The 14,162-nt window shown below is 62.1% G+C and carries 12 protein-coding genes; 2 read left to right on the top strand and 10 right to left on the bottom strand.

Annotated elements, in window-relative coordinates:
* Positions 1-39 precede the first annotated feature (39 nt).
* Positions 40-1,740 (top strand): glutamine--tRNA ligase/YqeY domain fusion protein, encoded by a 1,701-nt coding sequence (locus tag DNK59_RS11850; protein ID WP_092313042.1) that lies wholly within the window; start codon positions 40-42, stop codon positions 1,738-1,740.
* 18 nt (positions 1,741-1,758) lie between these two features.
* Entirely contained in the window at positions 1,759-3,141 is a 1,383-nt protein-coding gene (cysS, locus tag DNK59_RS11845) for a cysteine--tRNA ligase (RefSeq protein WP_110723310.1), read from the top strand.
* A gap of 68 nt (positions 3,142-3,209) precedes the next feature.
* Here cysS and DNK59_RS11840 read toward each other — a convergent pair whose 3' ends face one another.
* The 10 genes from DNK59_RS11840 to nuoG form a co-directional block, all read right to left on the bottom strand.
* Positions 3,210-3,527 (bottom strand): DNA-binding transcriptional regulator, encoded by a 318-nt coding sequence (locus DNK59_RS11840; RefSeq protein ID WP_110723309.1) that lies wholly within the window; start codon positions 3,525-3,527, stop codon positions 3,210-3,212.
* Positions 3,514-3,864, bottom strand: a complete 351-nt coding sequence (locus DNK59_RS11835; protein WP_110723308.1) for a toxin — start codon at positions 3,862-3,864, stop codon at positions 3,514-3,516. Before DNK59_RS11835 ends, DNK59_RS11840 begins: the two co-directional genes overlap by 14 nt.
* 237 nt (positions 3,865-4,101) lie before the next feature.
* On the bottom strand, positions 4,102-5,565 hold the full coding sequence (nuoN, locus tag DNK59_RS11830) for an NADH-quinone oxidoreductase subunit NuoN (RefSeq protein ID WP_110723307.1): 1,464 nt from the start codon (positions 5,563-5,565) through the stop codon (positions 4,102-4,104).
* A 7-nt stretch (positions 5,566-5,572) separates the two neighbouring features.
* On the bottom strand, positions 5,573-7,105 hold the full coding sequence (gene nuoM / locus DNK59_RS11825) for an NADH-quinone oxidoreductase subunit M (protein WP_092313054.1): 1,533 nt from the start codon (positions 7,103-7,105) through the stop codon (positions 5,573-5,575).
* A 39-nt stretch (positions 7,106-7,144) separates the two neighbouring features.
* Positions 7,145-8,998 carry an NADH-quinone oxidoreductase subunit L gene (gene nuoL, locus DNK59_RS11820; RefSeq protein WP_110723306.1) on the bottom strand — a complete coding sequence of 618 codons (1,854 nt, stop codon included), beginning with the start codon at positions 8,996-8,998 and terminating at the stop codon, positions 7,145-7,147.
* Positions 8,995-9,318, bottom strand: a complete 324-nt coding sequence (nuoK, locus tag DNK59_RS11815) for an NADH-quinone oxidoreductase subunit NuoK (RefSeq protein ID WP_016964784.1) — start codon at positions 9,316-9,318, stop codon at positions 8,995-8,997. The genes nuoL and nuoK overlap by 4 nt, the downstream gene beginning before the upstream one ends.
* 4 nt (positions 9,319-9,322) lie before the next feature.
* Complete coding sequence (gene nuoJ, locus DNK59_RS11810; RefSeq protein WP_016964783.1) at positions 9,323-9,823, bottom strand: NADH-quinone oxidoreductase subunit J; 501 nt, start codon at positions 9,821-9,823, stop codon at positions 9,323-9,325.
* 9 nt (positions 9,824-9,832) lie between these two features.
* Complete coding sequence (gene nuoI / locus DNK59_RS11805; protein ID WP_092313060.1) at positions 9,833-10,381, bottom strand: NADH-quinone oxidoreductase subunit NuoI; 549 nt, start codon at positions 10,379-10,381, stop codon at positions 9,833-9,835.
* 11 nt (positions 10,382-10,392) lie between these two features.
* Positions 10,393-11,400, bottom strand: a complete 1,008-nt coding sequence (gene nuoH / locus DNK59_RS11800) for an NADH-quinone oxidoreductase subunit NuoH (protein WP_092313063.1) — start codon at positions 11,398-11,400, stop codon at positions 10,393-10,395.
* A complete protein-coding gene (gene nuoG, locus DNK59_RS11795) occupies positions 11,397-14,111 on the bottom strand; it encodes an NADH-quinone oxidoreductase subunit NuoG (protein ID WP_110723305.1) in 2,715 nt (904 codons plus the stop codon). Before nuoG ends, nuoH begins: the two co-directional genes overlap by 4 nt.
* Positions 14,112-14,162: the final 51 nt, after the last annotated feature.

Genomic DNA, 14,162 nt, shown 5'->3' with positions numbered 1-14,162 from the left:
GGCCGCGTCCGGCCGCGCACTTGTACGTTCAAGGATCCTATGAGCAAGCCCACTGTCGACCCTACCTCGAATTCCAAGACTGGACCGGCCGTGCCGGTCAACTTCCTGCGCCCGATCATCCAGGCGGACCTGGACTCGGGTAAGCACACACAGATCGTGACCCGCTTCCCGCCGGAGCCCAACGGATACCTGCACATCGGTCACGCCAAGTCGATCTGCGTGAACTTCGGTCTGGCCCAGGAGTTTGGCGGCGTCACGCACTTGCGTTTCGACGACACCAACCCGGCCAAGGAAGACCAGGAATACATCGACGCCATTGAAAGCGACGTCAAGTGGCTGGGTTTTGAGTGGTCCGGCGAAGTGCGTTATGCCTCGCAGTATTTCGACCAGTTGCACGACTGGGCCGTGGAGCTGATCAAGGCCGGCAAAGCCTATGTCTGCGACCTGACCCCTGAACAGGCCAGGGAATACCGCGGCAGTCTCACCGAGCCGGGCAAGAACAGCCCGTTCCGCGAGCGTTCGGTGGAAGAGAACCTGGACTGGTTCGCCCGCATGCGTGCTGGCGAGTTCCCGGACGGCGCACGTGTGCTGCGGGCCAAGATCGACATGGCCTCGCCGAACATGAACCTGCGCGATCCGATCATGTATCGCATCCGCCACGCCCATCACCACCAGACCGGTGACAAGTGGTGCATCTACCCCAACTATGACTTCACCCACGGTCAGTCGGATGCCATTGAAGGCATCACCCATTCGATCTGCACCCTGGAGTTCGAAAGCCATCGTCCGCTGTATGAGTGGTTCCTCGAGCACCTGCCAGTGCCGGCGCACCCGCGTCAGTACGAATTCAGCCGCCTGAACCTGAACTACACCATCACCAGCAAGCGCAAGCTCAAGCAACTGGTGGACGAGCAGCACGTCAATGGCTGGGACGATCCGCGCATGTCGACCCTGTCGGGCTTCCGTCGTCGTGGCTACACGCCGGCGTCGATCCGCAATTTCTGTGAGATGGTTGGCACCAACCGCTCCGACGGCGTGGTCGACTACGGCATGCTGGAATTCAGCATCCGCCAGGATCTGGACCAGAACGCCCCGCGTGCCATGTGCGTGTTGCGTCCGCTGAAGGTGGTGATCACCAACTATCCGGAAGGCCAGGTCGAGAACCTCGAACTGCCGCGTCATCCGCAGAAAGAAGAACTGGGCGTGCGCCAGCTGCCGTTTGCCCGTGAAATCTACATCGACCGTGACGACTTCATGGAAGAGCCGCCCAAGGGCTACAAGCGCCTGGAGCCCAACGGTGAAGTGCGTCTGCGCGGCAGCTACGTGATCCGTGCCGACGAAGCGATCAAGGACGCCGAGGGCAATATCGTCGAGCTGCGTTGCTCCTACGACCCCGACACCCTGGGCAAGAACCCTGAAGGCCGCAAGGTCAAGGGCGTGATCCACTGGGTGCCGGCCGCCGCCAGCGTCGAGTGCGAAGTGCGTCTGTACGATCGTCTGTTCCGCTCTCCGAATCCGGAGAAGGCCGAAGACAGCGCGAGTTTCCTGGACAACATCAACCCTGACTCCCTGCAAGTGCTCACTGGTTGTCGTGCCGAACCCTCGTTGGGCAACGCACAGCCGGAAGACCGTTTCCAGTTCGAGCGCGAAGGCTACTTCTGCGCGGATATCAAGGACTCGAAACCCGGTGCTCCGGTATTCAACCGTACCGTGACCCTGCGCGACTCCTGGGGTCAGTGATTCAGTCAAGGAACTAACGTGCTAACGATCTACAACACGCTCACCAAGAGCAAAGAAGTCTTCAAGCCGCTGGATGGCAACAAGGTGCGCATGTACGTGTGCGGCATGACCGTGTACGACTACTGCCACCTCGGGCACGGCCGCAGCATGGTGGCTTTCGACCTGATTACCCGCTGGCTGCGTTTCAGCGGGTATGACCTGACGTATGTGCGCAACATCACCGACATCGAAGACAAGATCATCAATCGGGCCAAGGAGAACGGCGAGCCGTTCAATGTCCTGACCGAACGCATGATCACGGCGATGCACGAGGATGAAGCACGCCTCAACATCCTCAAGCCGGACATGGAACCGCGTGCCACGGATCATATTCCGGGCATGTTGAAGATGATCCAGACCCTGATCGACAAGGGCTACGCCTACGCCCCGGGCAATGGCGACGTGTATTACCGCGTCGGCAAGTTCATGGGCTACGGCAAGCTGTCGCGCAAGAAGATCGAAGACCTGCGCATCGGCGCGCGGATCGAAGTGGACGAGTCGAAGCAGGATCCACTGGACTTCGTCTTGTGGAAAGGCACCAAGCCGGGTGAGCCAAGCTGGCCATCGCCTTGGGGCGACGGTCGTCCGGGCTGGCACATCGAGTGCTCGGTGATGTCCACCTGCTGCCTGGGCGAGACCTTCGACATTCATGGCGGCGGCAGCGACCTGGAGTTCCCGCACCACGAGAACGAGATTGCCCAGAGCGAGGCGGCGACCGGCAAGCCCTACGCCAATGCCTGGATGCACTGCGGCATGATCCGCATCAATGGCGAGAAGATGTCCAAGTCCTTGAACAACTTCTTCACCATTCGCGACGTGCTCGACAAATACCATCCGGAAGTGGTGCGTTACCTGCTGGTGGCCAGCCACTACCGCAGCGCCATCAACTACTCGGAAGACAACCTCAAGGACGCCAAGGGTGCGCTGGAGCGCTTCTACCATGCGCTCAAGGGGCTGCCGAAAGTGGCGCCGGCCGGTGGCGAAGCCTTTGTCGAACGTTTCACCCAGGTGATGAACGACGACTTTGGTACTCCGGAAGCCTGCGCCGTGCTGTTCGAGATGGTGCGTGAGATCAACCGCCTGCGTGAGAGCGATATCGACGCGGCGGCCGGTCTGGCAGCACGTCTGAAAGAACTGGCCAGCGTGCTGGGTGTGCTGCAACTGGAAGCCGATGACTTCCTGCAGGCCGGTGCGGAAGGTCGGGTTGATGCGGCAGAAGTCGAGGCGTTGATCCAGGCCCGACTGACAGCCCGCGCCAACAAGGACTGGGCCGAGTCCGACCGCATTCGTGACCAGATCACCGCCATGGGCGTGATCCTGGAAGACGGCAAGGGCGGTACGACTTGGCGCCTGGCTGACTAAGCCTGCGTTTGCTGCAACAAGAAACCCGCCTGGTGCGGGTTTTTTGTTGCCCTTCGAACAGTGCCTGATCAGGCCAGCGAAGCGAGGCGCTCCACCGTGTCGGGGTAGCGTTCCACCAGGCGCATCAAGGTCGTGGCCTGGGCGTTGGGTGTGGCTCGGCCCTGTTCCCAGTTTTCCAGGGTGCGGGTGTTGGTGCGCAGGTACATGGCGAATACCGAACGCGAGAGGTTGAGTTGCTGGCGGATGTTCATCACCTCGGCGGCGGTGATGGGGGGCAACTTGTCGAGTTTCACTTTATGGCTGCGCAGGGTGATCTTGCCCTGGCGCTCCTGGGTGAGGGCATCGATGCCCTCTACCAGTTCGGAAAAGATGTCACGTTTGGTCATGTCTTCTGGCCTCGATTTCACGTTCCAGCAGTTGTTTGAGCTGTTGTCGCTGCTGCGGTAGCAGGTCGTCCATCTGTTCCTTGTCGAACAGGGTGAAGAGCCAGAACTGCGCCCCTCCGGACCACCAGTAATAAATCACCCTCAACCCGCCACGCTTGCCCTTGTTGCGTCGCTCATCGACGAAACGCATCTTGCGCAAGCCGCCAGTGCCCTGAATCAGAGCACCCGCGTGCGGGTGGCGCAGCAACTCGATCTGCAGTTCGCAGAACAACTCGTCGTCAAGGAAGTCCCTTCGGTATCGTGCAAATGCCGGCAGTTCAATAAACAGAGCATTCATTTCATACGCTTTCTGCGTATAGACTGGATGACGCTACAGCTTTGGTCAAGGCCCGCTGAGCGCCGCGTTTGATCTGGCAACAGTTTATGCCCGTGGCGTCGGGCTGAATGTCGGACCGGGTCGACGTGACAGGAAGGGCGATTCCGAGTTTCGCCGGGAAGAGGGGAGGGCGGGGGCCAGAAACGCAAAACGGCACCCGAAGGTGCCGTTCTGTTTGTTGCGTTGAAACTTAAGCGATCAACCGGCCAGGCCCGAGTGCTGGACCAGGGTCAGCAGCGGCTGTGGGTACACGCCGAGGAAGAACGCCAGGATCGCGATGGCAAGCAGCATGACGCCACCGGCTTTCTGTTCCCAGTGCAATTGGGCATCGACGCGGCGCAGGTTCGGCTCGATCAGGTACAGGGTGACCATCACGCGCAGGTAGTAGAAGACGCCGATGGCGCTGCCCATGACCAGGGAACCTACCAGCCACCATTGGTGCGCTTCGACACCGGTAGCGATGATGTAGAACTTGCCGATGAAGCCCGCGGTCAGCGGGATACCGGCCAGGGACAGCATCATCACGGTGAGCACGGCGGTCAGGTACGGACGACGCCAGAACAGGCCGCGGTACTCGTACAGGGCGTCAGCGTCACGGCCTTTGTACGGCGAGGACATCAGGGTGATCACGCCGAAGGCGCCAAGGCTGGTGATCACGTAGGTGACCAGGTACACGCCAATGGCTTCCATGGCCAGGCCCTTGCTTGCCACCAGGGCGATCAGCAGGTAACCGAAGTGGGCGATGGACGAGTAACCCAGCAGGCGCTTGAGGTTGCTCTGGGTCAGCGCCAACAGGTTGCCCACCAGGATCGAGGCGATGGCGATCACGGTCAGCACGTTGCTCAACACACCGCTGCTGGCCACTGGCGACAGCTGGAACAGGCGCACCAGCACCGCGAACACCGCCACCTTGCTGGCGGTAGCCAGGAAGGCCGCCACCGGAGCCGGGGCGCCTTCATAGACGTCCGGGGTCCACAGGTGGAACGGTACCAGCGACAGCTTGAAGGCCAGGCCGATCAGCATCATGCCCAGGCCCAGTTGCGCCAGTGGGCTTGGCAGCCCGGTGGCGGCCAGGGCCTGGCCGATGCCGCTGAAGCTCAGGCTGCCGGCTTCGGCGTAGAGCAGGGCCATGCCGAACAACAGGAAGCCCGAACCGGCGGCCGACAGCACCATGTACTTGATGCCGGCTTCCAGGGAGCGCTTGTTGAAGAAGGCGTAGGCCACCAGGCCGTAGACCGGTACCGAGAGCAGCTCCAGGCCGATGAACAGGCCAGCCAGGTTCTGCGCGCTGACCAGCACCAGGCCACCGGCGGCGGCCAGCAGGATCAGCAGGTACAGTTCTTCACGGTTGCCCGGGTAACCGCTGCTGCCGTCGCCCAGGTAGGCGTGGGCCAGGGTGACGCAGGCCAGGGTGGCCACCAGGATCAGGGCCATGTACAGGCAGGCGAACTGGTCGATCTGCAACAGCGGGGTGACCGCCAGGGGTGCCACTTTCAGCACCGGGAAGATCGACAGCAATGCCAGGTTCAGACCGGCCACCGACAGCAGGAAGGTCTGTGCGTGGTTGCGCCGCCAGGCGATCGCCAACATCACCACCACAAGGGTGGCGCTGGTGATCAGCAGCGGCGCCAGGGCTATAAAGTGTTGAATCGTAAAGTCCATAGCGCTCTTACCGGGCCGAAGCGAGTTGAGTGAAGGCGGTGCTGAGCCATTGCTGCACGCCATGCATGGTGGCGGCAGAGGTATCGAGGAACGGTTGCGGGTACACGCCGATGTAGATCAGCAGGACCGCCAGTCCCAGCACCATGATCAGTTCGCGAGCATCCATGCCGTGCAGCACCGCGTCCGACTTGGACGGGCCGAAGTAGGCACGGTGGATCATGATCAGCGAGTAGACCGAGCCGAACACCAGGCCGGAGGTCGCGATCGCGGTGATCCATGGAGCGCTGACGAAGGTGCCGATCAGGATCAGGAACTCGCCGACGAAGTTGCCGGTGCCCGGCAGGCCCAGGGAGGCGGCTGCGAAGAACAGGCTGATGGCCGGCAGGTAGGCGATACGCGACCACAGGCCGCCCATTTCACGCATGTCGCGGGTATGGGTGCGTTCGTACAACTGGCCGCTGAGGATAAACAGCGCGGCTGCCGAAACACCGTGGGCCAGCATCTGGATCACCGCGCCCTGCAGGGCCTGCTGGCTGCCGGAGTAGATGCCGATCAGCACGAAGCCCATGTGGGAAACGCTGGAGAAGGCGATCAGACGCTTGATGTCGGTCTGGGCGAAGGCCAGGAAGGCACCGTAGAAGATCCCGACCAGACCCAGGGTCATGGCGATTGGTGCGAACTCTGCCGAGGCGTTGGGGAACAGTGGCAGGGCGAAACGCAGCAGGCCGTAGGCCGCGGTCTTCAACAGGATGCCCGCAAGGTCCACGGAACCGGCGGTCGGTGCCTGGGCGTGAGCGTCAGGCAGCCAGGAGTGGAACGGCACCACCGGCAGCTTCACCGCGAAGGCGATGAAGAAGCCGAGCATCAGGATGTACTCGGTGGCGGTGGACATCTTGGTCTTCAGCAACTGGGCGTAATCGAAGGTGATGACCCCGGTGTTGTTGAAGTTGACCAGCACCAGGCCCAGGATCGCCACCAGCATGATCAGGCCGGAAGCCTGAGTGAAGATGAAGAACTTGGTCGCTGCGTAGATCCGGGTTTTCTTGCCGTCTGCCGAGCTGTGACCCCAGAGCGCGATGAGGAAGTACATCGGCACCAGCATCATTTCCCAGAAGAAGAAGAACATGAACAGGTCCAGCGCGAGGAACACGCCGACCACGCCGCCCAGGATCCACATCAGGTTCAGGTGGAAGAAGCCCACGTGGCGCTGGATCTCTTTCCAGGAGCAGAGTACCGAGAGGATACCCAGCAGACCGGTCAGCAGAACCATCAACAGCGACAGGCCGTCGAGGGCCAGGTGCACGTTGATGCCAAAGCGCTCGATCCACTGGTGCTTGAACTCGATGGCCCAAGTCGGATCGACGCCAGGCGCCGGAGCATATGAATAGTTACCGTGGGCCCACAGCCAGAGGCCGAGGGCGAGTTCCAGGGTCATGGTCAACAGCGCAATCCAGCGGGGGAGGGTGGCGCCGAAGCGCTCACCCAGCCAGCACAGCAGGCCGCCGATGAAGGGGATCAGGATTAGCCAAGGCAGAATCATGACGGGCTCAATTCCTTTCGCAAGTTCGCAAGGTTCATATCAGACCGCTACCAGCACAATGGCGCCGATGACCAGCACGGCACCGGCTGCCATCGAGGCGGCGTACCAACGCAGTTGACCGGTCTCGGTACGGCTCAGGGAGTTGTGACCCCCTTTGGCTATACGCGGGATCAAACCGATGGTCTGATCGAGCGGGTCCTTGCGCAGTACATGGCTGATGGCCAGGTATGGCTTGACGAACAGTTTGTCGTAGATCCAGTCGAAGCCCCAGGCGGCGAACCACCAGGCCGAGAGCAGACGCCCGATGCCGCTGTTGGCGATGGCGGTCACAACACGACGCTTGCCAAGGAACAACAGGGCGGCCAGCAGGATACCGGCCAGGGCGATGGCGCCCGAGGCGATTTCCAGGCTGTGCTTGGCTTCGCCACCCGCATGACCGGCGCTCAGCGGCAGCACACCATGCAGGGGCGGAGTGATCATCGCGCCGATCCCGGTGGACAGCACGATCAGCACCACCAGCGGCAGCCAGTGGGAAATCCCGTGGCCGGCGTGGGCTTCGGTCTTGGCCTCACCGTGGAAGGTGATAAAGATCAGGCGGAAGGTGTACAGCGAGGTCATGAACGCACCCACTAGGCCAGCGTACAGCAGGCCGTGGTTGCCGCTGGCGAAGGCTTCCCAGAGGATCTCGTCCTTGGAGTAGAAGCCTGCGGTCACCAGAGGCAGGGCCGCGAGGGCCGCGCCGCCGACGATGAAACTGGCGTAGGCCAGCGGCAGTTTCTTCCACAGGCCGCCCATCTTGAAGATGTTCTGCTCGTGGTGGCAGGCAACGATCACCGCACCGGAAGCAAGGAACAGCAGGGCCTTGAAGAAGGCGTGGGTCATCAGGTGGAAGATCGCGCCGTCCCAGGCGCCAACGCCCAGGGCCATGAACATGTAGCCGATCTGGCTCATGGTGGAGTAGGCGAGGATGCGCTTGATGTCGGTCTGCACCAGCGCGGCGAAGCCGGCCAGTACCAGGGTCACACCGCCCACCAGGCCCACCAGGTGCAGGATCTCCGGCGCCAGGGTGAACAGGCCATGGGTACGAGCGATCAGGTAGACACCAGCGGTGACCATGGTCGCGGCGTGGATCAGTGCCGAAACCGGGGTCGGGCCGGCCATTGCGTCCGCCAGCCAGGTCTGCAGCGGCAGTTGCGCGGATTTACCCACGGCGCCGCCCAGCAGCATCAGGGTCGCCAGGGTGATCCAGAAGTCGCCGGCCTGGAATTTCTGCGGTGCCAGCACCAGCAGTTCCTGGACGTTCAGCGTGCCCACTTGTTGGAACAGGATGAACAGGCCGATGGCCATGAACACGTCGCCGATCCGGGTGACGATAAAGGCCTTGAGTGCGGCGTTACCGTTGTTGCGGTTGCTGTAGTAGAAACCGATCAACAGGTAGCTGCACAGGCCCACGCCTTCCCAGCCGAAGTACAGGAACAGCAGGTTATCGCCCAGCACCAGGAACAGCATGCTGGCGATAAACAGGTTGGTGTAGGCGAAGAAGCGCGAGTAGCCGGCCTCACCACGCATGTACCAGGACGCGAACAGGTGGATCAAAAAGCCCACGCCCACCACCACGCCCAGCATGGTCACGGACAGACCATCCAGGTACAGGGCGAAGTTCGGCGCGAAACCGTCCACCGACATCCACTGCCACAGCACCTGGGTGTAGTGACCACCCGCTGGTGGCGCGACGTTGAATTGCCAGATCACGTAGGCGGCCACTATGGCCGACAGGCCAATGGAGCCGACGCCGATCAGGGCCGAGAGGTTTTCCGAGAGGCGTCCCCGGGAGAACGACAGCAGCAGGAAACCGATCAGGGGGAATACGAAAGTCAGAAAGAGAAGGTTCATCCGCGCATCTCGCTGGCAGCGTCGATATCGAGAGTGTGGAAGCGGCGGTACAGCTGCAGCAGGATCGCCAGGCCAATACTGGCCTCGGCGGCTGCCAGGCTGATCACCAGGATGAACATCACTTGTCCATCCGGCTGCGCCCAGCGGGCGCCCGCAACGATGAACGCCAGTGCCGAGGCGTTCATCATCACTTCCAGGCTCATCAACACGAAGAGGATGTTACGGCGGACCATCAGGCCGACCAGACCGAGGCAGAACAGGATGCCGGCAACCGCCAGGCCATGTTCCATCGGGATAGTACCGAGAGGGATAGTAGGCATCGTATTACTCCTTCGCCTCGTTGCGGCCCAAGTGGAACGCCGTGACGGCTGCGGCGAGCAGCAGCATCGAGGCGAGTTCGACCACCAGCAGGTAAGGACCGAACAGGCTGATGCCCACGGCCTTGGCGCTGACGGTGGTTTGACCGATACCGGCACCGCTCTGGTGGCTGAACAGCACGTACAGCAGTTCGGCCAGCAGCAGCGCGGCGAGAATCACCGGGCCGATCCAGATGCCCGGCTTGAGCCAGATGCGCTCTTGCTGAGCCGCGGCCGGGCCGAGGTTCAGCATCATGACCACGAACACGAACAGCACCATGATGGCGCCAGCGTAGGCGATCACTTCCAGGGCGCCGGCGAACGGCGCGCCAAGGCTGAAGAAGGTCATGGCCACGGCGATCAGCGAAATGATCAGGTAGAGCAGGGCGTGCACAGGGTTGGTGTTGGTGACCACGCGCAGCGTGGAAACAACGGCAACACCTGATGCGAAATAGAAAGCGAATTCCATCGTTCTTCCTTAAGGCAGCAAGCTCTTCACGTTGATCGGTTCGGCTTCGTTCTGCGCGGTGCCTTTCGGCTTACCGGCAATGGCCATACCTGCAACACGATAGAAGTTGTAGTCAGGGTTCTTTCCGGGACCGGAGATCAAGAGATCCTCTTTCTCGTAAACCAGGTCCTGACGTTTGAACTCGGCCATCTCGAAATCCGGTGTCAGCTGGATCGCGGTGGTCGGACAGGCTTCCTCGCAGAGACCGCAGAAAATGCAGCGCGAGAAGTTGACGCGGAAGAACTCCGGGTACCAGCGACCGTCTTCCGTTTCAGCTTTCTGCAGCGAGATGCAACCCACAGGGCAGGCCACGGCGCACAGGTTGCAGGCAACGCAACGCTCTTCGCCATCGGGGTCGCGAGTCAGGACGATACGGCCACGGTAGCGTGGCGGCAGGTACACCGGCTCTTCGGGGTATTGCAGGGTGTCGCGTTTGCGAAAGCCGTGACCGAACACCATCACCAGGCTGCGCAACTGGGTACCGGTACCCTTAACGATGTCGCCAATATATTTGAACATGGGTCAAATCCTCACTGAACCGCGCCCGCAGGCGTGTTCAACAACACAAGCGCTGCGGTCACCAGCAGATTGATCAGGGTCAGCGGCAGGCAGAATTTCCAGCTGAAATCCATCACCTGGTCATAGCGCGGGCGCGGGATAGAGGCGCGCAGCAGGATGAACAGCATGATGAAGAACGCGGTCTTCAGGGCGAACCAGACGAAGGACAGTTGCGGCAGGATGCCGAACGGACCGTGCCAGCCACCGAAGAACAGGGTGACCAGCAGTGCCGAGATCAGGATGATGCCGATGTACTCGCCAACGAAGAACATGCCCCATTTCATGCCGGCGTATTCAATGTGGTAACCGTCGGCCAGTTCCTGTTCCGCTTCCGGCTGGTCGAAGGGGTGACGGTGAGTCACGGCCACGCCAGCGATGAAGAAGGTACAGAAACCGAAGAACTGCGGAATGATGAACCACAGGTTCTGCGCCTGGTACTCGACGATGTCGCGCATGTTGAACGAACCGACCTGAGCCACGATGCCCATCAGCGCCAGGCCCATGAACACTTCGTAGGACACGGTCTGCGCCGAAGCCCGCAAGCTGCCCAGCAGGGCGAACTTGTTGTTACTCGACCAGCCGGCGAACAGCACCGCGTAGACCGAAAGACCGGCCATGGCGAAGAAGAACAGCAGGCCGATGTTCAGGTCCGCAACGCCCCAGGTCGGGGTGATCGGGATGATGGCGAAGGCGATCAGCAGGGCGGACATGGCGACCACCGGTGCCAGGGTGAAGATCACCTTGTCGGCAAACGGCGGGGTCCAGTCTTCCTTGAAGAACATCTTCAGCATGTCGGCGGCGATCTGGAACATACCGAACGGGCCAACGCGGTTCGGACCGTAGCGGTCCTGCCACCAGCCCAGCAGGCGACGTTCGACGAAGCTCAACAGCGCGCCGGCGATGACCACCGCCAGCAGGATCACGATGGCCTTGACGACCGTCAGGATCACGTCGATCACTTCAGGGGTAAACCAACTCATTGCGCCGCCTCCTGCAGACCGTCAACGGATTTGCCAAAGAATGCCGGAGGAATGCCCGCCAGACCGGCAGGCAGGCCCACCAGGCCGGCACCCAGTTCTTCGTTGATGCGCAGTGGCAGGCGCAGGGTCTGGCCAGCCAGACTCACTGCTAGCAGGGCACCGTCGTTGACGCCCAGGCGATCAGCTTCGGACTTGGCCAGGGCCACGTAGGCAGCCGGAATGCGTTCCTGCACCGGAGCGGCCTTCGAAGAGTTCTCTTCGCTGCCGAACAGGTGATAGAACGGCACCGCTTGCCAGGTGCCCTGGGCCGGAGAGAAGGCTCGCGGAACGCTGGCGAACCAGTTCAGGCGATCGCCCTGGCTTTCGATCAGGCGTTTACCCGGATCGCCAGCACGCAGATGGCCACCGACTTCGTCCTGGAACTTGTTCCAGGCTTGCGGCGAGTTCCAGCCCGGCGACCAGGCAAACGGCACTTGCGAGCGCGGTTCGGCAGAGCCCGAGTAGCCTTCCATGGAGTAGGCGAAGGCGGTATCCGGGTCTTGCGGGGTACGCGGTTCGTGCACGCTCTGGTTGGCGCGCATGGCGGTACGGCCGCTGTAGCGCAGCGGTTCACGAGCCAGTTTCAGGCCTTTGATACGGAATGCTGCGGAAGGGGCGGCATCGACGATGCTGGCCAGTTGCGGAGTGCTAGCGGCGCAGGCTGCGGTCACGTGGTCCAGCTGGGTCCAGTCCACCGGCTTGTTCAGCAGGGTGCTGCGCAGGGCATGCAGCCAGCGCCAGCCTTCGTGGACCATGATGCTGGCGTCCAGGTAAGTCGGATCGAAGACCTGGAAGAAGCGCTGGGCGCGACCTTCCTGGCTGATCAGGGTGCCATCGCCTTCGGCGAAACTGGCCGCCGACAGCACCAGGTGTGCGCGCTCTACGGTCGCGGTCTGTTGATGATCGGCAACGATCACCACCTTGGCCGCGCTCAGGGCCGCATCCACCTTGGCCGCGTCGGTGCGGGTGTACAGGTCGTTTTCCAGGACCGCGATGGCGTCGGCTTTACCGTCGACTACCGCTTGCAGGGCGGCGTCCACGGATTCGCCGCCGAGCATGGCCAGGCCGAGGCTGTTGGCCTCTGGCACGATCAGGCTGATGGAACCGGCTTTATCGCGCAGCTTCAGGGCCTTGGCGATGTTCGCCGCGGCTTCGATCAGCGCCTTGGAACCCAGGGAAGTACCGGAAATGATCAGTGGGCGCTTGGCCGCCAGCAGCGCGTCAGCGATGCGCTTGGCCAGTTCTAGGGCTTCGCTGTCCAGGCCTTCCACGGCAGGGGCGCTGGCGTCGATGGCGTGGGCCACGGCGAAACCGATGCGCGCCAGGTCGTCGGGAGCGGCGTGTACACACTCCTCGGCAACGTCGTCGAGTTTGGTTTCAGCGAGGCTGGCGATGAACAGCGGGTTCAGCGCGTGCTGGCCGATGTTCTTCACCGCGGCGTCGAGCCAAGGCTGGACGCGCATGGCGTCGGCCATTTCCTCGGCCTTGCCCTTGACCGACTGGCGCAGGGCCAGGGCCATGCGGGCGGCGGTCTGGGTCAGGTCTTCGCCAAGGACGAAGATCGCGTCGTGGTCTTCGATCTCGCGCAGGTTCGGAACGGGCAGCGGGCTGTCGTTCAGCACCTGCAGGACCAGGCGGATACGCTCCAGCTCAGAGGCTTCGATACCGCTGTAGAAGTGCTCGGCACCGACCAGCTCACGCAGGGCGTAGTTGCTTTCCAGGCTGGCACGAGGCGAGCCGATACCGACGATGTTGCGACCGCGCAGCAGCTCGGCAGCCTGGTCCAGGGCCTGGTCCAGGGTCAGCTGGGTGCCGTCGGCCAGGCGTGGCTGGCGTGGACGATCCTTGCGGTTGACATAGCCATAACCGAAGCGGCCACGGTCGCAGAGGAAGTACTGGTTCACCGAACCGTTGTAGCGGTTCTCGATGCGTCGCAGTTCGCCGTAGCGCTCGCCCGGGGAGATGTTGCAACCGCTGGAGCAGCCATGGCAGATGCTCGGCGAGAACTGCATGTCCCATTTGCGGTTGTAGCGCTCGGAGTGGGTCTTGTCGGTGAACACGCCGGTCGGGCAGACCTCGGTGAGGTTGCCGGAGAACTCGCTTTCCAGGGTGCCGTCTTCAACGCGACCGAAGTACACGTTGTCGTGGGCGCCGTAGACACCCAGGTCGGTGCCGCCGGCGTAGTCCTTGTAGAAGCGTACGCAGCGGTAGCAGGCGATGCAGCGGTTCATTTCGTGGGAAATGAATGGGCCGAGGTCCTGGTTCTGGTGGGTGCGCTTGGTGAAGCGATAACGGCGCTCGTTGTGGCCGGTCATCACCGTCATGTCTTGCAGGTGGCAGTGACCGCCTTCCTCGCACACCGGGCAGTCGTGCGGGTGGTTGGTCATCAACCATTCGACAACGCTGGCGCGGAAGGCCTTGGATTCTTCATCGTCGATGGAGATCCAGGTGTTGTCGGTGGCCGGGGTCATGCAGGACATGACGATACGACCACGGGTGTCGTTCTCGTCGGTGTACTGCTTGACCGCGCACTGGCGACAGGCACCGACGCTACCGAGAGCGGGGTGCCAGCAGAAATAAGGGATGTCGAGGCCTAGTGACAGACAAGCCTGTAACAGGTTGTCCGCCCCATCGACTTCGAGCGCTTTGCCGTCTACGTGGATAGTGGCCATGGTTCAAAGTTCTTCGTTGGCCCGGTGTCAGCGGGCGTGGCTAATGGAATC

The sequence above is a fragment of the Pseudomonas sp. TKO26 genome (assembly GCF_003225665.1).
Lineage (GTDB): Bacteria > Pseudomonadota > Gammaproteobacteria > Pseudomonadales > Pseudomonadaceae > Aquipseudomonas > Aquipseudomonas saponiphila.
The sequence above is the reverse complement of the archived record's forward strand: the minus strand, read 5'-3'. Positions and strand labels throughout refer to the sequence as shown.

What these genes read in the sequence shown, in the direction of transcription:
- nuoL (WP_110723306.1), bottom strand. Translation starts at nt 8,998, where the DNA reads ATGAACCTTCTCTTTCTGACTTTCGTATTCCCCCTGATCGGTTTCCTG.
- nuoI (WP_092313060.1), bottom strand. Translation starts at nt 10,381, where the DNA reads ATGTTCAAATATATTGGCGACATCGTTAAGGGTACCGGTACCCAGTTG.
- DNK59_RS11850 (WP_092313042.1), top strand. Translation starts at nt 40, where the DNA reads ATGAGCAAGCCCACTGTCGACCCTACCTCGAATTCCAAGACTGGACCG.
- nuoK (WP_016964784.1), bottom strand. Translation starts at nt 9,318, where the DNA reads ATGCCTACTATCCCTCTCGGTACTATCCCGATGGAACATGGCCTGGCG.
- DNK59_RS11835 (WP_110723308.1), bottom strand. Translation starts at nt 3,864, where the DNA reads ATGAATGCTCTGTTTATTGAACTGCCGGCATTTGCACGATACCGAAGG.
- DNK59_RS11840 (WP_110723309.1), bottom strand. Translation starts at nt 3,527, where the DNA reads ATGACCAAACGTGACATCTTTTCCGAACTGGTAGAGGGCATCGATGCC.
- nuoG (WP_110723305.1), bottom strand. Translation starts at nt 14,111, where the DNA reads ATGGCCACTATCCACGTAGACGGCAAAGCGCTCGAAGTCGATGGGGCG.
- nuoH (WP_092313063.1), bottom strand. Translation starts at nt 11,400, where the DNA reads ATGAGTTGGTTTACCCCTGAAGTGATCGACGTGATCCTGACGGTCGTC.
- nuoJ (WP_016964783.1), bottom strand. Translation starts at nt 9,823, where the DNA reads ATGGAATTCGCTTTCTATTTCGCATCAGGTGTTGCCGTTGTTTCCACG.
- nuoN (WP_110723307.1), bottom strand. Translation starts at nt 5,565, where the DNA reads ATGGACTTTACGATTCAACACTTTATAGCCCTGGCGCCGCTGCTGATC.
- nuoM (WP_092313054.1), bottom strand. Translation starts at nt 7,105, where the DNA reads ATGATTCTGCCTTGGCTAATCCTGATCCCCTTCATCGGCGGCCTGCTG.